Below are 20,838 nucleotides of genomic sequence, written 5' to 3'. Positions count from 1 at the left end.
CCGGATCAGATGTCCCAGATCAGGTTGATCGCGAAGTTGCGACCCGGTTGGGTCAGGCGATCGAGGTTGGCCGGTTGCGTCACCGAGGCTTCGCCGACGCTGTCGTAACCGCGCACGTCATCCCACAGCCAGTACTTCTTGTCGGTCAGGTTGTAGATGCCGCCGCTGACGGTGACGTCGTCGGTGACTTTGTAGTACCCGGCCAGATCAAGAATGCCGAAGCCCGGGGTTTTGAATTGGCTGCTGACGCCATCCGGCGACTTGAAGTTGCTGTCGTCGACGCGATCCTTTTTCTTCACCACAGTCCAGCTCAGCAGGCCGCCGTAGTTGTCCTGGTCGTAACCCAGACCGAACACGCCGGTCAGCGGGTTGACGCTGTTGATCGGCTCGCCGTTATCGTTGTTGCGACCGTAGGCGTAGGCAATCGAGCCCTGGGTGTAGAGGCCTTGCGGAGCGCCGAACGCGTCCAGGTTCAGACGACCTTTGATTTCCGCGCCCTTGATGGTGGCGTGCTTGATGTTGGCCGACTGGAAAGTCAGCTCGTTGCGGCCCGGGGTCACGGCGTCTTCATTGATGAAATCGCGGTACTTGTTATAGAACACTGCTACGTCAAACGAGCCTTGCTCGAAGTTCCCGCGCAGACCGGTTTCGTAGCTTTTGCTTTTCTCCGGTTCGAGGTCCGGGTTCGGCGCCACGCTGTAGCCGGTGGTGGTGTTTTCGAAGCGGCCGTACAGGGCTTTCGCGGTCGGCGTGCGGAAGCCTTCGGCGTACTGACCGTACCAGGTGTAGTGCTCGGTCAGGGCGTAGGTCAGGCCGAACTTCGGCGAGACTTTGTGCCAGGTCTTGTTCTCGTCGCTGACCGTGCCTTGGCCATCAGCTGCTACGGTGTTGAGGAACTCCTGAGTGATGTGCGGCTTGAGCTGGGTGTAGTCGTAGCGCAGTCCCGGCAGGAAGGTCCAGTTGTTCCAGCTGATCTGATCCTGCGCGAACACGCTGTAGGTGTTGATGGTCGGGTCCGGGAAGTCGGTGGCTTTGGCCAACACGTCAGCGGTACTGGTTGCCCCGATGGCCGTGCAGCCGCGACCGACGGCCAGGCAGGTGCCGTCGCCGCTGCGCGAGCCGGTGACTTTCTGTTGCTTGATGGTGGTGCCGTAAGTCAGCACGTGATCGGTGTCGCCGATGGCGAACGCCTTGTCCAGTTGCGCATCGAACACCCACTGTTTTTCTTCGTAGATCGTGTCGCGAGTCCGCAGCACCTTACGGGTGATCGGGTAGTAGAACTCGGTGGTGCTCTGGTCGGTCTTGGCGATCTGGTGGTTGAGGCTCCACTTCACGTTGTCGACCAGCAGGCTGTCGAGGGCGAAGCGGTGTTCGATACCGAAACGCTCACGGGTGATGGTGTCGTTACCGGTGCGCCATTGGTACATGCCGCCGGGCAGTACGCTGTCGGGGATGGTCGGTGCGCCGTTGAAGTATGGGCCGCCGTAGGCGCTTTTCTGATCGGTGTCGCGATCGTCCTTGTACTTTTCGTAGGTCAGGCCCAGACGCGAGTCTTCGTTGTAGTTCCAGCCGATCTTGGCCAAGACGTTGTAGGCGTTGACGTCTTCCGGGTTGGCAGCGGTGCGTTCCAGACCGGTGCCGTTGTTGCTGCCGTAGGAATCGGTTTCGTGGCCGTCGCGTTGGCTGTAGTGCAGCAAGCCGTCGAACTGCTCGGCACGACCGGCCACGGTGGCGGACTTCAGCCAGCTGTCATCGGCAGAGCTGTAACCGGTTTTCAGACGCGCACCGACGTCTTTGCCGGGCTTGATGATGTCGTCGGCATCGAGGGTGTAATAGCTGACGGCGCCGCCGATGGCGTTGCTGCCGTACAGCACCGAGGCCGGGCCACGGAGGATTTCCACGCGTTTGACGATTTCCGGGTCAACGTAATTGCGCTGGGTTTTGGCGTACGGGCCGTTGAAGAAACCGTCCGGCACTTCGACACCGTCGACTTGGGTGAGGATGCGATCACCGTCGATGCCGCGAATGTTATAGCCGCTGATACCGCCACGCTGACCGGCGCCGCCGACGGAAACACCCGGCTCATAACGCACCAGATCCTTGATGGTATTGACGTTGTTGCGGTCCAGGTCCTGACGGGTCTGCACGGTGACGGTGGCCGGCACGCTGTTGACCGACTGCTCCTGACGGGTGGCGCTGATGGTCACCTGATCCAGATTGAGCGTGCCGCTGGCGTTGCGCTTTTCCAGTACGACGTTGTTGTTGCTGATTTTGCGGAAGCTCAGGTTGGTCCCCACCAACAGGCGCTCCAGGGCCTTTTCCGCTGGCAGCGAGCCACGCACGCCCGGCGACGACACGCCCTGACCCAGTTCTGCCGGCAAGCCGACTTGCCAGCCGGTTACGGCGGTGAAGGCATTGAGTGCCGACACCAGCGGCTGCTGGCCGATGGAGAACGAGTAATCACCCATGTTCCGCGCGGGCTGCTCGGTGGCAGCCATCAGCGGTGCAGTGCCGGCAATCAGAATGGCAGCGGTCAACAGCGACAATACGCGGGAAGGGGAAGCAGTCTGGCGGGTAAGGCGTGAGGACATCGATAGCGCTCCGTGTCGCACGAATCTTTATAGGGGCTGATTGGCTTCGCGTGTTGCGAATCAATTGCATTGGCTATAACGAGACGTACTGACGCGGGCTATCGAGTAAAAATAATTCTCATTTAGTTCAGGATGACCACGGCAGGGAATTCTTTCAGTTGCGCCGAGGTTATGTGAGCAAGGGAGCGAACCACGTCGAGCGGCTGATCGAGGCGGTAATTGCCGGTCACGGCGACGTCGGCCAATTGCTCGTTGGTGTTGATGATCCAGCCTGGATAGTAGCGGCGCAATTCGGCCAGCACCTGATTCAACGGGCAGTTCTCGAACACCAACCGACCTTGCACCCAGGCCAGGTCAGTGTTGACGTCGAGTTTGGCCGGGCGGTCGAAGCCGTTGGGGCCGATACGAATACTCTCACCCGCCGTCAGACGTACGCGAGCGTCGTTATGCGTTGCCTGTAGATCGACATCACCTCGCTGCACGTTGACCTGCGCCACGCCATCGAGATAACGCACCGCGAACGCAGTATCGCGCACGCTGGCGCGAACCGGGCCGGCATCGATTTCCAGCGGTTGACTGCGGCCGCTGGCGATCTCGAAAAACGCTTCGCCCTGAAACAACCGGGCAACGCGCTGCTGATCATTGATGGTGCTGGAGAATGCCGAATTGGTATTGAGCAGGACTTTCGAACCGTCCTCCAGTTGCAGACGCTGGCGCTCGCCGACGACGGTCAGATGATCGGCCTGAATCCGCATCGGCAAGTTACTGAAACTGAACAGACCGAGGATCAGCACCGCTGCAGTAGCCAACGGTTTCCAGTGCGGACGCAGACGCTTGAGCACGGTGACTTTCGCAGGCTTGGCCGCCAGGCTTTGTGCGCACTGGGCGACTTGCGGGCCGTCCCAGATCGCCTGGGCCTTGGCAAACGCCTCGGCATTCAGCGGGTCGGCCGCCAGCCAGGCATGGAACTGCCGGGTCTGCTCCTCGTCCGGACTGCCGAGCACGATGAGCCAGTCCAGAGCCTGGTCCATTGCGTTTGCAGCGTCCTGCACCGAATCCGGCGAAGGCGAGCGGTGGGTGTCCGTCACGGTGTTTCCTCGGGCTTCTGGCGAAGCAGTTTCTAGCGTCAAGCTGCAAGCTGCAAGCCTGATGCGTGTACTGCTTTTCGTTTTTACTTGGAGCTTGGAGCTTGGAGCTTGGAGCTTGGAGCTTGAAGCTTACAGCTTGCCGCTGCTGTCGTGTCGTTCGGCGACGCCGATGCAAATGGTCATGATCAGCTTCAATTCTTTCTGCACCGTGCTGAGGGAGACGTTCAGCTCATCAGCGATTTCCTGATAACTGTTCCCGTGCAAACGACTGAGGATGAAAATCTGCTGCTGGCGGGGGCTGAGTTGACTGAGGCTCACGTTCAGGCGCTCCAGCATCTGTTCGGCGTGGGCGGCATCTTCGGCGCTGCTGGCAGGGGCGGCGACGCTGTGCACGACTTCCTGCGGCACGTCATCGACCATGGTTCGCGAATGGATCTTGCGCGCGCGCAAATGATCCAGCGCCAGATTGCGCGCGGTCTGGAAGACAAAAGGTTCGAGGTGATCGATGGCCCGCTCGCTCAACGCCCGCGTCACGCGCAGGTAGGTCTCCTGCAGCAGGTCTTCAGCGGTGCTGTGATTGTTGACCATCCGTTCCAGCGTTCGCAGCAAGGACGTGCGCTGGGTGAGGAAGACGTGGTTGAAGCGCGATTGACTCACGGGAGGACCTGATCCATTTTGAGCGAATGATAATGCTTATCATCTAGTCGTATGGTCAAGCCTTGATTTGTCAAAGAACGGTAAAGGTCTTGTGCGGATCGAAATGTAGGAGCTGCCGCAGGCTGCGATCTTTTGATGTTGCTTTTAAAACAAGATCAAAAGATCGCAGCCTCCGGCAGCTCCTACAGGGGGGACGGGACAACTTACTCGGCGTTGCAGAGCGCCAGGCAGTTATCCAGCATGCGGTTGGAGAAGCCCCACTCGTTGTCGTACCAGGCCAGCACTTTCAGCAGTTTGCCGCTGGATTTGGTGTGGTTGGCGTCGAAGATCGACGACAGCGGATTGTGGTTGAAGTCGCTGGAAACCAGCGGCAACGTGTTGTAACCCAATATTTTCGAATGCTGGCTCGCAGCCTTGAGCAGCGCGTTGACTTCTTCGGCGCTGGCTTCTTTCTTCAGCTGCACGGTCAAGTCGACCAGCGATACGTTGATCACCGGCACCCGCACGGCCATGCCGGTCAGTTTGCCCGCCAGTTCCGGCAGCACCAGGCCTACCGCTTCAGCGGCGCCGGTCTTGCTCGGGATCATGTTCTGCGTGGCCGAACGCGCGCGGTACGGGTCGGTGTGATAGACGTCGGTGAGGTTCTGATCGTTGGTGTAAGCATGGATGGTAGTCATCAAACCGCTTTCGATCCCCAGTTCGCGGTGCAGCACTTGCGCCACCGGTGCGAGGCAGTTGGTGGTGCACGAAGCGTTGGAGATGATCTGGTGCGACTGGCGCAGAATGTCGTGGTTCACACCATAAACCACGGTGGCGTCGGCGCCTTTGGCCGGGGCGGAGATGATCACTTTGCGTGCGCCGGCAGTAATATGCGCGGCCGCTTTGGCGCGATCGGTAAAGAGACCGGTGCATTCAAACACCACATCAATCTTTTCCGCCGCCCATGGCAACTCGGCCGGGTTGCGAATTGCGCTGACCGCAATGCGGTCGCCGTTGACGGTGAGACTTTCATTGTCATGCTCGACCTGAGCGTCGAACGTGCCGTGAACGGTGTCGTATTTGAGCAGATGAGCATTGATCGAGCTGTCGCCCAGATCGTTGATGGCGACGATCTGCAAATCCTGTCGATAGCCTTGGGTATACAGTGCGCGCAGGACATTACGGCCGATGCGGCCAAAACCATTGATTGCGATTCGAAGAGTCATGGAACAGCGCCGCCGTCGTTTTGTTGTTGGAATTACAAGATTATTCGCATAAAAATAGAAAACAAGCCTTTTTAGTGGCAATATTTTGTTTTATCTACAACGAGTGACCTGAATCAACTGGTCCGAATGGTCAAAAAAGCCGTCTGTCATTCCAACAACAACGGCGTTTGATCAGCATAGACAATCAGGTCGCCACATCCGTTAGCCTGGAGTTCTACACATGCATCCCCGCGTTCTTGAGGTCACCGAACGGCTTATCGCCCGCAGCCGCGCCACGCGTCAGGCTTACCTTGCACTGATTCGCGGGGCCGCAACCGACGGGCCGATGCGCGGCAAGCTGCAATGCGCCAACTTTGCCCACGGCGTGGCCGGGTGCGGCAGCGAAGACAAGCACAGCCTGCGGATGATGAACTCGGCGAACATCGCCATTGTTTCTTCGTATAACGACATGCTCTCGGCGCACCAGCCGTACGAAGTCTTCCCGCAACAGATCAAGAATGCCCTGCGCGAAATCGGCTCGGTCGGCCAGTTCGCCGGCGGTACGCCAGCGATGTGCGATGGCGTGACCCAAGGCGAGCCGGGCATGGAACTGAGCCTGCCGAGCCGTGAAGTGATCGCCATGTCCACGGCGGTGGCGCTGTCGCACAACATGTTTGACGGCGCACTGATGCTCGGCATCTGCGACAAGATCGTCCCGGGCCTGATGATGGGTTCGCTGCGTTTCGGTCACCTGCCGACGATTTTCGTCCCGGGCGGGCCGATGGTCTCGGGGATTTCCAACAAGGAAAAAGCCGACGTGCGGCAGAAATACGCCGAAGGCAAAGCGACCCGCGAAGAGTTGCTGGAATCGGAGATGAAGTCCTACCACAGCCCGGGCACCTGCACCTTTTACGGCACCGCCAACACCAACCAGTTGCTGATGGAAGTCATGGGCCTGCACTTGCCGGGCGCCTCTTTCGTCAACCCGAACACGCCGCTGCGTGATGCGCTGACCCGTGAAGCCGCGCATCAAGTGACGCGCCTGACCAAGCAGAACGGCAACTTTATGCCGATCGGCGAAATCGTCGACGAGAAATCGCTGGTCAACTCGATCGTCGCGTTGCACGCCACTGGCGGTTCAACCAACCACACCCTGCACATGCCGGCGATCGCCATGGCCGCGGGCATTCAGCTGACCTGGCAAGACATGGCCGACCTTTCCGAAGTCGTGCCGACCCTGAGCCACGTCTACCCGAACGGCAAAGCCGACATCAACCACTTCCAGGCCGCGGGCGGCATGTCATTCCTGATCCGTGAGCTGCTCGGCGCCGGTCTGTTGCACGAAGACGTCAACACCGTGCTCGGCCACGGCTTGAGCCAATACACCAAAGAGCCGTTCCTCGATAACGGCGAACTGGTCTGGCGTGAAGGTCCGACCGACAGCCTCGACGAAAACATCCTGCGCCCGGTCGCCCGTGCGTTCTCGCAGGAGGGTGGTCTGCGTGTGATGGAAGGCAACCTCGGTCGCGGTGTGATGAAAGTTTCTGCGGTGGCGCTGGAAAACCAGATCGTCGAAGCACCGGCGATGGTGTTCCAGGATCAGCAGGATCTGGCCGACGCGTTCAAGGCCGGTCTGCTGGAAAAGGATTTCGTTGCGGTGATGCGCTTCCAGGGCCCGCGCTCCAACGGCATGCCCGAGCTGCACAAGATGACGCCGTTCCTCGGCGTGCTGCAGGACCGCGGCTTCAAAGTGGCGCTGGTGACTGACGGACGGATGTCCGGCGCCTCGGGGAAAATCCCCGCTGCGATTCACGTCAGCCCGGAAGCTTATGTCGGTGGCGCTTTGGCGCGCGTGCAAGAGGGCGATATCATCCGCGTCGATGGCGTCAAAGGCACTTTGCAACTCAAGGTCGACGCCGCAGAATTTGCAGCGCGCGAACCCGCCAAAGGCCTGTTGGGCAACAACATCGGCAGCGGTCGCGAACTGTTTGGCTTCATGCGCATGGCCTTCAGCTCGGCGGAGCAGGGCGCCAGCGCCTTCACTTCCGCCTTGGAGACGCTTAATTGAAACTGGCTTTGGTCGGTGACATCGGAGGCACCAACGCACGGTTCGCGTTGTGGAAAAACCAGCAACTGGAATCGGTTCAGGTCTTGGCCACCGCCGACCACGCCAGCCCGGAAGAGGCCATCAGCCTCTACCTGAGCGGGCTCGGTCTGGCGCCGGGTTCGATCGGCTCGGTGTGCCTGTCGGTGGCGGGGCCGGTCAGTGGTGATGAATTCAAGTTCACCAACAACCATTGGCGGCTGAGTCGCACCGCGTTCTGCCAAACCTTGCAGGTCGAGCAGTTGTTGCTGGTCAACGACTTCTCGGCGATGGCGCTGGGCATGACCCGTTTGCAGCCGGGCGAATTTCGCGTGGTCTGCGAGGGCACGCCGGAGCCGTTGCGTCCTGCCGTGGTGATTGGCCCGGGCACTGGCCTGGGCGTCGGCACCTTGCTCGATTTGGGCGAGGGGCGTTTCGCGGCGTTGCCGGGGGAGGGCGGTCACGTCGATCTGCCGCTGAGCAGCCCGCGTGAAACGCAGCTGTGGCAGCACATCCACAATGAGATCGGCCATGTCAGCGCCGAAACCGCATTGAGCGGCGGCGGTCTGCCACGGGTTTATCGGGCGATCTGCGCGGTGGACGGGCATGAGCCCAAACTCGACACGCCGGAAGCGATTACCGCCGCCGGGCTGGCGGGTGATCCGATTGCGCTGGAAGTGCTTGAGCAGTTCTGCTGCTGGCTCGGGCGTGTGGCGGGTAACAATGTGCTGACCACGGGTGGGCGTGGCGGGGTGTATATCGTTGGCGGGGTGATTCCGCGGTTTGCCGATTTCTTCGTCGAAAGCGGTTTTGCCCGCAGCTTTGCTGACAAGGGCTGCATGAGCGATTACTTCAAGGGGATCCCGGTGTGGCTGGTGACAGCGCCGTATTCCGGCCTCGTTGGCGCCGGCGTAGCCCTGGACCAATCAACCCCAACCTGAAATGCAATCCAATTGTGGGAGCGAGCCTGCTCGCGAAAGCGGTGTGTCAGTCAACAGATCTGTTGAATGTTTAAACCGATTCGCGAGCAGGCTCGCTCCCACAGTGGTTCTGTGGTGTTTGTAAGTTCGATGCTTAAGGCATAATCCGCCCCAATTCCAACAACAAGGATGCCTTCGAAGTGAGCTCAGTCAACAAGTCGATATTGTTGGTCGATGACGACCAGGAAATACGCGAGTTGCTGGAAACCTACCTGACCCGCGCCGGGTTTCAGGTGCGGGCCACCGCCGATGGTGCCAGTTTCCGCCAGGCCCTCAACGAGGCGCCGAGCGATCTGGTGATCCTCGATGTCATGTTGCCCGACGAAGACGGCTTCAGCCTGTGTCGGTGGGTACGTCAGCATCCGCGTCAGGCGCAGGTGCCAATCATCATGCTCACCGCCAGTTCCGACGAAGCCGACCGCGTGATCGGTCTGGAACTCGGCGCCGACGATTACCTCGGCAAACCCTTCAGCCCACGCGAACTGCAAGCACGGATCAAAGCCCTGCTGCGGCGTGCGCAATTCGGCCAGGAGCGCAGTGGCAGTGACGTGCTGGCCTTCGATGAATGGCGGCTCGACATGGTCAGCCACCGGCTGTTTCACACTGACGGCGAAGAAGTGATTCTCTCCGGTGCCGACTTCGCCCTGCTGAAGCTGTTCCTCGATCATCCGCAGGAAATCCTCGACCGCGACACCATCGGCAACGCCACCCGTGGCCGCGACCTGATGCCGCTCGATCGTATTGTCGACATGGCCGTCAGCCGTTTGCGCCAGCGTCTGCGCGACACGGAAAAACCGCCAAGGCTGATCCGTACCGTGCGCGGTAGCGGCTACCAACTGGCAGCCAATGTGGTTGCCGGCAATGGTCATTGAGTCCCTGCGCAGATTCGCTGCCAAGGTGCCTGTGCCGCGTTCGCTGCTCGGGCGGATGTTGCTGCTGACCTTGCTCGCGGTGCTGTTCGCGCAGACGTTATCCAGCGTGATCTGGGTCTCGCAATTACGCGCCACGCAGCTCGAAGGCCTGGTCACCAGTGCCCGCAGCCTCGCCCATTCAATGACCGCCAGCGTCAGCTATTTCCGCTCATTGCCGGTGGCTTATCGACCATTGGTGCTCGACCAGTTGCGCAGCATGGGCGGCACCCGTTTCGTTGTGACGCTCAACGACAAGCCGCTGGGCATGGACGTGCTGCCGGTCACGCCGCGTAAGGCGGCGGTGATGAAAGCGGTCGACGAAGTGCTGCGTCAGACCTTGGGCAATGACACGGATATTTCGGTGACCTTTGTCAGCCCCGAAGATCTGCGGATTTTCAACGCCGGGCTGAAGCTCGATGAGCTGCCCCGCTCGTGGGCGCATTACGCGCTGACCCTGGAGCCGGTGAATCCACCCGTGTTGGTCACGCAGATTCAAATGGCGCCGGGCGAATGGCTGTACATCGCCTCGCTGTTGCCCGAGCCGTACACCAGTCTTGAAGAACAAGGCCTGCCCTCGCAGCAGGTGTGGTTCATCGTTCTCACCAGTGCTTTTCTATTGCTGTTCATCGGCCTGCTGGTGCACTGGCAAAGCCGGCCGCTCAAACGTCTGGCGCGCTCAGCGCGGGATCTGTCGCTGGGCGCCGACGTCGAGCCGGTGGCCGAGGGGGGTGGCAGCGAAGTGGTGGAAGTGGGCCGTGCTTTCAACACCATGCGCGAGCGCATCAGCCGCTACCTGACCGAGCGCAGCCAGTTGTTCAGCGCGATCTCCCATGACCTGCGCACACCGATCACCCGTTTGCGTTTGCGCGTCGAATTGCTGGAAGACGAAACACTGCAAGCCAAGTTCGGCCGCGATCTGGATGAGCTGGAGTTGCTGGTCAAAGGTGCGCTGCAATGCGTGAAGGACACTGACATCCACGAGAACATCGAGCCGGTGGATCTCAACCATGTGCTCGATTGTCTGGTCGAGCCGTATCTGGCGCCGAACGGCAATGGCCGCGTGACTCAGCACGGGCGTGCGCTGGCAGCCTATCCGGGCAAGCCTCTGGCGTTGAAGCGTTGCATTGGCAACCTGATCGACAATGCCTTGAAGTACGGACAGAACGCGCATCTGCACATCGATGACGATGACAGCGCGTTTGTCCTGCACGTTGATGATGAAGGGCCGGGTGTGCCGGAGCAGCGCCTGGAGCAGGTGTTCGAGCCGCACTTTCGGCTGGCCGGGCAGCAGCAGGGATATGGGCTTGGTTTGGGCATCGCGCGCAATATTGCCCACAGTCATGGTGGGGAAGTGACGTTGCAGAATTTGCGTGAGGGTGGGTTGCGGGTCACCTTGCAGCTGCCGCGTTCGGCGGATTGACGATCAGAAGAGCCCCTCACCCTAGCCCTCTCCCGGAGGGAGAGGGAACCGATTGGGAGATGCTGGATAAATACGCCGACCTGAAAGTGTTGCGCCGAATCCATAATCGACTCGGTATTTCAGGTCGGCGGAAGGCTTATTACACCTCGGTCGGCCCCCTCTCCCTCCGGGAGAGGGCTGGGGTGAGGGCTGCTCTTTGTCACGAACTGGTGACAAACCCCGCCCCCTTCGTTACAAGCCCGCCCCGGCCCGTTGTTTAGACTGCCCGCAGTCATAACAACAAAAAAGGGCCACTCCATGGACACCTTTCACCCAGGCTTCAGCAGTTGGCTGAACGCCCCTGCCCACCAGCACTGGCTCGCCGCCGAAGGCCTGCGTCTGCTGGATTTCGCCAAGGCATCAAAGCTGCCCGAAGGGTTCGGTAACCTCGACGAACGCGGCCGTCTGCGGGCGAACGCACAAGCCGAAACCATGAACACCGCGCGCATGACTCACAGCTTCGCCATGGCCCACATTCAGGGCCTGCCGGGTTTTGCCGAACTGGTCGATCACGGCATCGCCGCCCTGCGCGGGCCGTTGCGTGATGCACTGCACGGCGGCTGGTTCGCCGTCGCCGAACACCGCGACGGCAACACCGGCAAGAACGCCTATCTGCATGCCTTTGTCGCACTGGCCGCCAGCTCTGCCGTGGTTGCACAGCGCCCCGGCGCCCAAGCGTTGCTGGACGACGCCATCGACATCATCGACACCTATTTCTGGAGCGAAGAAGAGGGCGCCATGCGCGAATTCTTCAACCGCGACTGGAGCGAAGAAGAAGCCTATCGCGGCGCCAACAGCAACATGCACGCCACTGAAGCATTCCTCGCACTGGCTGATGTCACTGAGGATCCGCGCTGGCTGGTGCGCGCGCAACGCATCGTCGAGCGCCTCATCCATGGTCACGCCGCCGCCAACGGTTACATGGTCATCGAGCACTTCGACCGCGACTGGCAACCGCTGCGCGAATACAACCAGGACAAACCTGCTGACGGTTTTCGCCCGTTCGGCACCACGCCGGGCCACGGTTTCGAGTGGGCGCGGTTGCTGTTACACCTCGAAGCGGCGCGGGTGCAGGCGGGCATGCTGACCCCCGGCTGGCTGGCGACCGACGCGCAGAAACTGTTCGAAAACAACTGCCGCAACGGCTGGGACGTCGATGGTCTGCCGGGCATCGTCTACACCCTCGACTGGAGCAACAAGGCCATCGTCCGCCATCGCCTGCACTGGACGCACGCCGAAGCCAGCGCTGCTGCCAGTGCCTTGCTCAAACGCACCGGCGATGCGCAATACGAAACCTGGTACCGGCTGTTCTGGGAATTCTGCGAGATGAATTTCATCGACCGTTGCGACGGCAGCTGGCACCACGAACTCAATCCGCAAAACGTTCCAAGCGCCGATATCTGGGCGGGTAAGCCCGACCTGTATCACGCCTGGCAAGCGGTGTTGATTCCTCGTCTACCCTTGTCACCCAGTATGGCGACTGCCTTGGCGCACTTGTCCCAGAGCGTTCCTGTGTAACCATGTGGTGACATTCGCGCGTCCCTTCGTTACCTGCGAAGGGAAACGTCCTGTTTAAACTCCTGTGCAGCGCAAGCACCAGACTTGCATGCATAACAACAAGAAAGGTACATCTCAGATGAATGCGATTTCTCGCCTCGCTACTGTCATTTCTGTCGCCTCCCTGTTCCCGCTCGCAATTCTGCCTCTCAGTGTTTCCGCTGCCGAATCCAAAGGTTCGGTCGAAGTCGTGCACTGGTGGACGTCCGGTGGCGAAAAAGCTGCTGTTGATGTGCTCAAGGCCCAAGTCGAAAAAGACGGTTTCACCTGGAAAGACGGCGCTGTCGCCGGTGGTGGCGGTGCGACTGCCATGACCGTGCTGAAAAGCCGCGCAGTCGCCGGCAACCCGCCTGGCGTCGCTCAGATCAAAGGCCCGGACATCCAGGAATGGGCGTCGACCGGCCTGCTCGACACCGACGTTTTGAAAGACGTCGCCAAGTCGGAAAAGTGGGACAGCCTGCTCGACAAGAAAGTCTCCGATACCGTGAAGTACGACGGTGATTACGTGGCGGTACCGGTGAACATTCACCGCGTGAACTGGCTGTGGATCAACCCGGAAGTGTTCAAGAAAGCCGGTATCACCAAGAACCCGACCACCCTCGAAGAATTCTATGCCGCTGGCGACAAGCTCAAGGCTGCGGGCTTCATCCCGCTGGCTCACGGCGGTCAGCCTTGGCAGGACAGCACCGTGTTCGAAGCCGTGGTGCTTTCGGTCATGGGTGTCGATGGTTACAAGAAAGCCCTGGTTGACCTGGACAACGGCGCGCTGACCGGTCCGGAAATGGTCAAGGCGCTGACCGAGCTGAAGAAAGTCGCGACCTACATGGACGCCGACGGCAAAGGCCAGGACTGGAATCTGGAAGCGGCCAAGGTCATCAACGGCAAGGCCGGCATGCAGATCATGGGTGACTGGGCCAAGTCCGAATGGACTGCCGCCAAGAAAGTCGCCGGCAAGGATTACGAGTGCGTCGCCTTCCCGGGCACCGACAAGGCGTTCACCTACAACATCGACTCGCTGGCCGTGTTCAAGCAGAAGGACGCAGGCACTGCGGCCGGTCAGCAGGACATCGCCAAAGTCGTGCTGGGTGAAAACTTCCAGAAAGTCTTCAGCATCAACAAAGGCTCGATCCCGGTTCGCAACGACATGTTGAACAACATGGACAAGCTCGGTTTCGACTCCTGCGCACAAACGGCTGCCAAGGATTTCCTGGCGGACGCCAAGTCCGGCGGCCTGCAGCCGAGCATGGCGCACAACATGGCGACCACGCTGGCGGTGCAAGGCGCGTTCTTTGATGTCGTGACCAACTACATCAACGACCCGAAAGCCGACCCTGCCGACACGGCCAAGAAACTGGGTGCGGCCGTCAAGTCGTCCAAGTAATCCTTGGACCTGTAGGAGCGAGCCTGCTCGCGAAGGCGTTGTGTCAGTTGCTACATCCGTCGGCTGACACACCGCAATCGCCAGCAGGCTGGCTCCCACAGGGAACCCGTTTGCAACCCTAATTCCCTGTACTGGATTTCCCCATGAGTTCTGTTGCTGTGTTCAGCAAGGCCTCGCCGTTCGATGCATTGCAGCGCTGGCTACCCAAACTGGTGCTGGCGCCGAGCATGTTCATCGTGCTGGTGGGCTTCTATGGCTACATCCTGTGGACGTTCGTGCTGTCGTTCACCACCTCGACCTTCCTGCCGACTTACAAGTGGGCGGGTCTGGCGCAATACGCACGGTTGTTCGACAACGACCGCTGGTGGGTTGCGAGCAAAAACCTCGCGGTGTTCGGTGGCATGTTCATCGGTATCACGCTGGTGATCGGCGTGCTGCTGGCGGTGTTCCTCGACCAGCGCATCCGTCGCGAAGGCTTTATCCGCACCATTTACCTGTACCCGATGGCGCTCTCGATGATCGTCACCGGTACCGCGTGGAAATGGCTGCTCAACCCGGGCATGGGCCTGGACAAATTGTTGCGTGACTGGGGCTGGGAAGGCTTCCGTCTCGACTGGCTGATCGACCCTGATCGCGTGGTCTACTGCCTGGTGATCGCCGCTGTCTGGCAAGCCTCGGGCTTCATCATGGCGATGTTCCTCGCCGGCCTGCGTGGCGTCGATCAATCGATCATCCGTGCTGCGCAGATCGATGGTGCGAGTATGCCGATGATCTACTGGAAAGTGGTGCTGCCAAGCCTGCGTCCGGTGTTCTTCAGTGCGGTGATGATTCTGGCGCACATCGCGATCAAGAGCTTCGACCTGGTCGCGGCGATGACCGCCGGTGGCCCGGGTTATTCCTCCGACCTGCCGGCGATGTTCATGTATTCCTTCACCTTCAGTCGCGGCCAGATGGGCATGGGCTCGGCCAGTGCGATTCTGATGCTCGGTGCGATCCTCGCGATCATCGTGCCTTACCTGTATTCCGAGCTGAGGACCAAGCGCAATGACTAGTCTCGCTGCCAAACCTGCTATCAGCCTGAGTCGCATCGCGATCTACGCGGTGCTGATCCTCGCCGTACTGCTTTATCTGGTACCGCTGGTGGTCATGTTGCTGACCAGCTTCAAGACCCCGGAAGACATCAGCACCGGCAACCTGTTGAGCTGGCCGACCGTGGTCAGCGGCATCGGTTGGGTCAAGGCCTGGGCCACGGTCGACGGTTACTTCTGGAACTCGATCAAGATCACCGTTCCAGCTGTGGTCATCTCCACCGCCATCGGCGCGTTGAATGGTTATGTGCTGTCGTTCTGGCGCTTCCGCGGTTCGCAGTTGTTCTTCGGTCTGCTGTTGTTCGGCTGCTTTCTGCCGTTCCAGACCGTGCTGCTGCCGGCCTCGTTCACCCTCGGCAAAATGGGCCTGGCGAGCACCACCACCGGTCTGGTGTTTATCCACGTGGTTTACGGTCTGGCGTTCACCACGCTGTTCTTCCGTAACTACTACGTGAGCATTCCCGATGCGCTAGTGAAAGCCGCACGCCTGGATGGTGCGGGTTTCTTCACGATTTTCCGCCGGATCATTCTGCCGATGTCGACGCCGATCATCATGGTCTGCCTGATCTGGCAGTTCACCCAGATCTGGAACGACTTCCTGTTCGGCGTGGTGTTCTCCAGCGGAGATTCGCAGCCGATTACGGTAGCGCTGAACAACCTGGTCAACACCAGCACCGGCGCCAAGGAATACAACGTTGATATGGCAGCGGCGATGATCGCCGGCCTGCCGACCCTGCTGGTCTATGTGGTCGCAGGCAAGTATTTCGTGCGCGGGCTGACGGCCGGCGCAGTCAAGGGGTAATCATGGCAACGCTCGAACTTCGCAACGTAAACAAGACCTACGGTGCCGGCCTGCCGGACACCCTGAAGAACATTGAACTGTCGATCAAGGACGGTGAGTTTCTGATCCTCGTCGGCCCGTCGGGCTGCGGCAAATCGACGTTGATGAACTGCATCGCCGGTCTGGAAACCATCACCGGCGGCGCGATCATGATCGGTGACCAGGACGTCAGCGGTATGAGCCCGAAGGATCGCGACATCGCCATGGTGTTCCAGTCCTACGCGCTGTACCCGACCATGAGCGTGCGCGAGAACATCGAGTTCGGCCTGAAGATTCGCAAGATGCCGCAGTCGGCGATCGACGAAGAAGTCGCGCGCGTGGCCAAACTGCTGCAAATCGAACACCTGCTGAATCGCAAGCCGGGTCAGCTTTCCGGTGGTCAACAACAGCGTGTGGCGATGGGCCGTGCGCTGGCGCGTCGACCGAAGATTTATCTGTTCGACGAACCGCTGTCCAACCTCGACGCCAAGCTGCGCGTCGAGATGCGCACCGAAATGAAACTGATGCACCAGCGCCTGAAAACCACCACGGTCTACGTGACCCACGACCAGATCGAAGCGATGACCCTGGGCGACAAGGTGGCGGTGATGAAGGACGGCATCATCCAGCAGTTCGGCACGCCGAAAGAGATCTACAACGACCCGGCCAACCTGTTCGTGGCGAGCTTCATCGGTTCGCCACCGATGAACTTCATTCCGCTGCGCCTGCAACGCAAGGACGGTCGTCTGCTGGCACTGCTCGACAGCGGCCAGGCGCGTTGTGAGCTGCCGATGAGCATGCAGGACGCCGGCCTCGAAGATCGCGAAGTGATCCTCGGCCTGCGCCCTGAGCAAATTGTGCTGGCGAACGGCGAGGGCAATGGCCTGCCGAGCATTCGTGCCGAAGTGCAGGTTACCGAACCGACCGGCCCGGACACCCTGGTGTTCGTCAACCTGAATGACACCAAAGTCTGCTGCCGTCTGGCGCCGGACGTGGCGCCGCAGGTGGGCGAGAACCTGACGCTGCAATTCGATCCGTCGAAAGTGTTGTTGTTCGATGCCAAGACTGGCGAGCGCCTCGGCACTGCCGGGCAACCACAGACCGATGCGCGGTCTGCGAACGTGGCGCAGTTCAAAGGCCGCTGAGAAATAAATGTGGGAGCGAGCCTGCTCGCGATGACGGTGTATCAGTCGACAGAGATGTTGAATGTAAAACCGCCATCGCGAGCAGGCTCACTCTCACAAAGGAGCACGCGGTGGATTGCCTGTAATCCATCGCACTTTATGTAAACCGCGTTAGATAAAAACAGTTAATAACAATAAAGACGAGGATGTAGGGATGAAAAAGAAACACGTCAATGCCCGGTTGATCTGCCAAGTGTCGGCTGCGGCGGCCTTGGTGCTGGCCGGTAACGCCATGGCGGCGGATGCCTTCAGTTCCGATTCGAAATGGATGACCGGCGACTGGGGTGGCGAGCGTACCAAGCTGATCGAGCAGGGTATCGACATCAAGGCTGACTACGTTGGGGAAGTCGGTGGCAACCTGCACGGTGGCTATAACGACGACAAGACCGCGCGTTACGCTGACCAGTTCGGTCTGGGCGTGGCACTCGATCTGCAAAAGCTGTGGGGCTGGGATAACACCCAGGCGAAGATCCAGCTGACCAACCGTAACGGCTACAACATCTCCAACGACCGCGTTGGCGATCCGCGTGCCGGCACCTTGAGCTCCTCGCAAGAAGTGTATGGCCGTGGCCACATGGTGCGTCTGACCCAGTTGTGGATTCAGCACCAGTTCTTCGACAACAAACTTGACGTCAAGGCCGGTTACTTCGGTGAAGGCGAAGACTTCAACACCTTCCCGTGCGACTTCCAGAACCTGGCGTTCTGCGGCTCGCAAGTGGGTAACTGGGCAACCAACATCTGGTACAACTGGCCGGTTAGCCAGGCCGCGATCCGCGTCAAATACAACATCAACGACGAGCTTTACGCGCAGATCGGTGCGTACAACCAGAACCCGTCGCAGCTGGAACATGGCAACGGCTTCAAACTCAGCGGCAGCGGCACCGCCGGTACTGTGTTGCCGGTCGAGTTGGTCTGGTCGCCGAAGGTCAATAGCCTGCCGGGCGAATACCGTGTCGGTTACTACAAGAGCACCGCTGATGCCAGCGACGTCCGTGAAGACGTCAACGGCTTCGATGCTGCTACCACTGGCGACGCCTACAAAACTCACAGCAGCAAACACGGCTACTGGTTCGTCGCGCAACAGCAACTTACCAGCCACAACGGTGATGCATCGCGCGGTCTGAACATCGCGGCTAACGCCACGTTCCACGACAAAGACACCAACTTCATCGACAACTACCAGTCGGTAATGTTTGTCTACAAAGGCCCGTTCGACGCGCGTCCGAAGGATGACGTCGGCATTGGCGCGGCACGTATCCACGTTAACGATGACGTGAAGAAAAACGCCGAACTGCTGAATGCTTCCAACGGTGTCTCGGACTACGACAACCCGGTGTTCTCGCCGATTCGTGAAACCGAATACAACTACGAGATCAACTACGGCTTCCATGTCACCAACTGGCTGACCGTACGTCCTAACCTGCAATACATCACTCATCCGGGCGGTGTGGATGAAGTGGACAACGCTTTGGTCGCAGGCCTGAAAATTCAGTCTACGTTCTAACGCGTCTGCGATAAGCTCCTCTCTATGTGCGCATATTTGCGGACAGCGAGGGGGCGTTCTCAATTGTTTTACCCGCCGCGTTGTCGCCTTAAAGCGAGCCAGGCAAGGCGCAGGCCGATGGGAATGGTTTTCCCTTTCCAAGGCCTGCAACGCAGCCTGGCTCGCTTTAAGGCACAACCCGAAGGGCCGGGCCTGCTGTTGTGCAGGGCTGCGTTGCTCGAAGCTTATTTGGAATGACCAAACTACGCTTCTCGCGCCTTGCCCTGCACAACAGCAGACCCGGCGCGGTGGGAAAAACAATTGAGAACGCCCCCTAGGCTGTCCGCTTTTTTTTGGGGCAAGCGCCGCCCTGTGAAAGTCGAGTTCAGGATCGTGGCAAATGCATGAGCATCCGCTACAACGCTTCTTCAAATCCCTGCGTGAACAACCGGTGTTCGCCTGGGAGCGCTATCAGATGCGCGACGTGTTGGTGATCGATCACCCGCTGTGTCAGGCGGTGTTCAGTCGTCAGGGCGCGCAGTTGCTGCATTTTCAGCCGCGTGGGCAAAAGCCGTGGTTGTGGTGTGCGGCGAAGTGGCCGCACGTGGGTGCCATTCGCGGTGGCGTGCCGGTGTGCTGGCCGTGGTATGGCCGTCATCCGAGCGAAAACGCCTGGCCGTCCCATGGTTGGGCGCGGCTGCTCGACTGGAAGTTGCTCGACAGCAGCACCGCTGACGACGGCGTGCGCCTGCACTGGCAATTGCAGCTGTGCGACTGGCAGGTTGATCTGCATGCACATCTGGGCGAACGCATGGAGTTACGCCTGAGCACCGAGCATCAGGACGACATGCCTTGCCAGTTGAGCCAGGCTTTGCATGCTTACTGGCGTATTGGCGATGTCGGCGAGATAGCGCTGTCTGGGCTCGAAGGTGCGCAGGGTTATGACCAGTTGAATCGGCAGGTTTGCCAGCAGGAAGGCGAGTTGCGGGTCGATGGCGGCTGTCAGCGGGTATTCCAGCATGACGGCGAATTGCAGCTCAAGGATCACGCCTGGCAGCGCGAGTTGTGCATCGATACCGGTGACAGCGCGGACACGGTGGTGTGGCATCCGGGAGCGCGGCCGTTGTTGGGCGTGACGTGGGATGAGATTTCCGAGTTTGTCTGTGTGGAAGCGGCGGCGGGTGGGACTGACAGCTTGCATCTGGCGCCGGGGGAGAAGGCGCATTTGAGTTTGCAGGCGTGGGCGGCGGCTTGAGTGTGTCACTCACCTCGTAGCCCCTCACCCTAGCCCTCTCCCGGAGGGAGAGGGGACCGAATCGGGGATATTCGAGAGATTCACCGACCTGAACGAATGTCGGTGAATCCATAATCGACTCGGTGTTTCAGGTCGATGTACCGCGCAAGACACCTCGGTCGGCTCCCTCTCCCTCCGGGAGAGGGCTGGGGTGAGGGTGCTTCTGATCTTTAGTTGAATTCATCCCCAACCGGATACCGGCTGGCATTCAAGCTCTCTTTGATCTTGCGCAGATGCGGCTGGAAATCCACCCCGCGACGCAAGGTCATCCCGGTCGCCAACACATCCAGCACCGTCAACTGAATGATCCGCGACGTCATCGGCATATAAATGTCGGTGTCTTCCGGCAGCGGAATGTTCAGGCTCAAGGTACTCGCCTTGGCCAGCGGCGAATTTTCCGCCGTCAGACCCAGCACCGAAGCGCCATTCTCGCGAGCAATGCGCGCCACTTCCACCAGTTCACGGGTACGGCCGGTGTAGGAAATAATCACGAATAGCTCACCGGTGTGCGCCACCGAAGCAATCATTCGCTGCATCAACACATCGGCGTGCGCGGTGACGGCGAGGTTGAAGCGGAAGAACTTGTGCTGCGCATCCAGCGCCACCGGTGCCGAAGCGCCGAGGCCGAAGAAGTGGATCTGCCGCGCCTGAATCAACAGGTCGACAGCGCGGCTGATCAGGTTCGGATCGAGCGCCTGGCAAGCACTGTCCAGCGACGCGATGGCGCTGCCGAAAATCTTCTGTGTGTACGCCTCGGGATTGTCATCGGCCTCGACCGCGCGACTGACATACGCCGCGCCGCTGGCCAGGCTCTGCGCCAGTTGCAGCTTGAGTTCGGGATAGCCGCTGACACCGAACGAACGGCAGAAACGGTTGACCGTCGGCTCGCTCACCGAGGCTGCCTGGGCGAGGGCGGCGATGCTGAAGCGGGTGGCCTGCTGCGGGTTGAGCAGGATCACCTCGGCGACTTTGCGTTCGGCCTTGTTCAGGTCTTCAAGGCGACTCTGGATCTGTTCCAGTAAATTTCGCACGCGGTCCATATGGAATTCCTAATTCACCTGCGCAAAGGTGCGCCGGG

General features: G+C 60.0%; 16 protein-coding genes. 11 read left to right on the top strand and 5 right to left on the bottom strand.

What is annotated here, in order from left to right; translation table 11 throughout:
- Positions 1–5 precede the first annotated feature (5 nt).
- The 4 genes from P3G59_RS22290 to gap form a co-directional block, all read right to left on the bottom strand.
- Positions 6–2,591: a TonB-dependent receptor gene (locus tag P3G59_RS22290; RefSeq protein ID WP_277758987.1), complete on the bottom strand. Its 2,586-nt coding sequence runs from the start codon at positions 2,589–2,591 to the stop codon at positions 6–8.
- 122 nt (positions 2,592–2,713) lie between these two features.
- Positions 2,714–3,679: a FecR domain-containing protein gene (locus P3G59_RS22285; RefSeq protein WP_277758986.1), complete on the bottom strand. Its 966-nt coding sequence runs from the start codon at positions 3,677–3,679 to the stop codon at positions 2,714–2,716.
- 129 nt (positions 3,680–3,808) lie between these two features.
- Complete coding sequence (locus P3G59_RS22280; RefSeq protein WP_277758985.1) at positions 3,809–4,336, bottom strand: sigma-70 family RNA polymerase sigma factor; 528 nt, start codon at positions 4,334–4,336, stop codon at positions 3,809–3,811.
- A 203-nt stretch (positions 4,337–4,539) separates the two neighbouring features.
- Positions 4,540–5,541, bottom strand: coding sequence for a type I glyceraldehyde-3-phosphate dehydrogenase (gap, locus tag P3G59_RS22275; RefSeq protein WP_077574258.1), 1,002 nt, complete (start codon positions 5,539–5,541; stop codon positions 4,540–4,542).
- Positions 5,542–5,761: 220 nt separating this feature from the next.
- Here gap and edd point away from each other — a divergent pair, with 220 nt between their 5' ends.
- From edd to P3G59_RS22220, 11 genes are all read left to right on the top strand, one after another.
- Positions 5,762–7,588, top strand: coding sequence for a phosphogluconate dehydratase (gene edd / locus P3G59_RS22270; protein WP_277758984.1), 1,827 nt, complete (start codon positions 5,762–5,764; stop codon positions 7,586–7,588).
- Positions 7,585–8,544, top strand: a complete 960-nt coding sequence (locus P3G59_RS22265) for a glucokinase (RefSeq protein WP_277758983.1) — start codon at positions 7,585–7,587, stop codon at positions 8,542–8,544. Before edd ends, P3G59_RS22265 begins: the two co-directional genes overlap by 4 nt.
- 179 nt (positions 8,545–8,723) lie before the next feature.
- On the top strand, positions 8,724–9,455 hold the full coding sequence (locus tag P3G59_RS22260) for a response regulator transcription factor (protein ID WP_003227460.1): 732 nt from the start codon (positions 8,724–8,726) through the stop codon (positions 9,453–9,455).
- On the top strand, positions 9,445–10,914 hold the full coding sequence (locus P3G59_RS22255; protein ID WP_277758981.1) for an ATP-binding protein: 1,470 nt from the start codon (positions 9,445–9,447) through the stop codon (positions 10,912–10,914). The genes P3G59_RS22260 and P3G59_RS22255 overlap by 11 nt, the downstream gene beginning before the upstream one ends.
- A 297-nt stretch (positions 10,915–11,211) precedes the next feature.
- The gene (locus P3G59_RS22250; RefSeq protein ID WP_277758980.1) at positions 11,212–12,471 is read left to right on the top strand and encodes an AGE family epimerase/isomerase; all 1,260 of its coding nucleotides are present in this window, start codon (positions 11,212–11,214) and stop codon (positions 12,469–12,471) included.
- 118 nt (positions 12,472–12,589) lie between these two features.
- Positions 12,590–13,891 (top strand): ABC transporter substrate-binding protein, encoded by a 1,302-nt coding sequence (locus P3G59_RS22245; RefSeq protein ID WP_277758979.1) that lies wholly within the window; start codon positions 12,590–12,592, stop codon positions 13,889–13,891.
- A 143-nt stretch (positions 13,892–14,034) separates the two neighbouring features.
- The gene (locus P3G59_RS22240) at positions 14,035–14,943 is read left to right on the top strand and encodes a sugar ABC transporter permease (RefSeq protein ID WP_277758978.1); all 909 of its coding nucleotides are present in this window, start codon (positions 14,035–14,037) and stop codon (positions 14,941–14,943) included.
- Positions 14,936–15,781 carry a carbohydrate ABC transporter permease gene (locus tag P3G59_RS22235; RefSeq protein ID WP_277758977.1) on the top strand — a complete coding sequence of 282 codons (846 nt, stop codon included), beginning with the start codon at positions 14,936–14,938 and terminating at the stop codon, positions 15,779–15,781. The genes P3G59_RS22240 and P3G59_RS22235 overlap by 8 nt, the downstream gene beginning before the upstream one ends.
- 2 nt (positions 15,782–15,783) lie before the next feature.
- Positions 15,784–16,944 (top strand): sn-glycerol-3-phosphate ABC transporter ATP-binding protein UgpC, encoded by a 1,161-nt coding sequence (ugpC, locus tag P3G59_RS22230; protein WP_150750344.1) that lies wholly within the window; start codon positions 15,784–15,786, stop codon positions 16,942–16,944.
- A gap of 193 nt (positions 16,945–17,137) precedes the next feature.
- A complete protein-coding gene (locus tag P3G59_RS22225; protein WP_034153389.1) occupies positions 17,138–18,487 on the top strand; it encodes a carbohydrate porin in 1,350 nt (449 codons plus the stop codon).
- Between the two features lie 379 nt (positions 18,488–18,866).
- A complete protein-coding gene (locus P3G59_RS22220) occupies positions 18,867–19,721 on the top strand; it encodes a D-hexose-6-phosphate mutarotase (protein ID WP_034153388.1) in 855 nt (284 codons plus the stop codon).
- A 209-nt stretch (positions 19,722–19,930) separates the two neighbouring features.
- On the opposite strand, the gene P3G59_RS22215 is transcribed toward P3G59_RS22220, so the two are convergent.
- Positions 19,931–20,791: a MurR/RpiR family transcriptional regulator gene (locus tag P3G59_RS22215; RefSeq protein ID WP_171057240.1), complete on the bottom strand. Its 861-nt coding sequence runs from the start codon at positions 20,789–20,791 to the stop codon at positions 19,931–19,933.
- Positions 20,792–20,838: the final 47 nt, after the last annotated feature.

It is taken from the genome of Pseudomonas sp. A34-9 (assembly GCF_029543085.1).
Classification (GTDB): domain Bacteria; phylum Pseudomonadota; class Gammaproteobacteria; order Pseudomonadales; family Pseudomonadaceae; genus Aquipseudomonas.
Note: the sequence above shows the minus strand (reverse complement) of the source record. Positions and strands in the feature narration are given on the sequence as shown.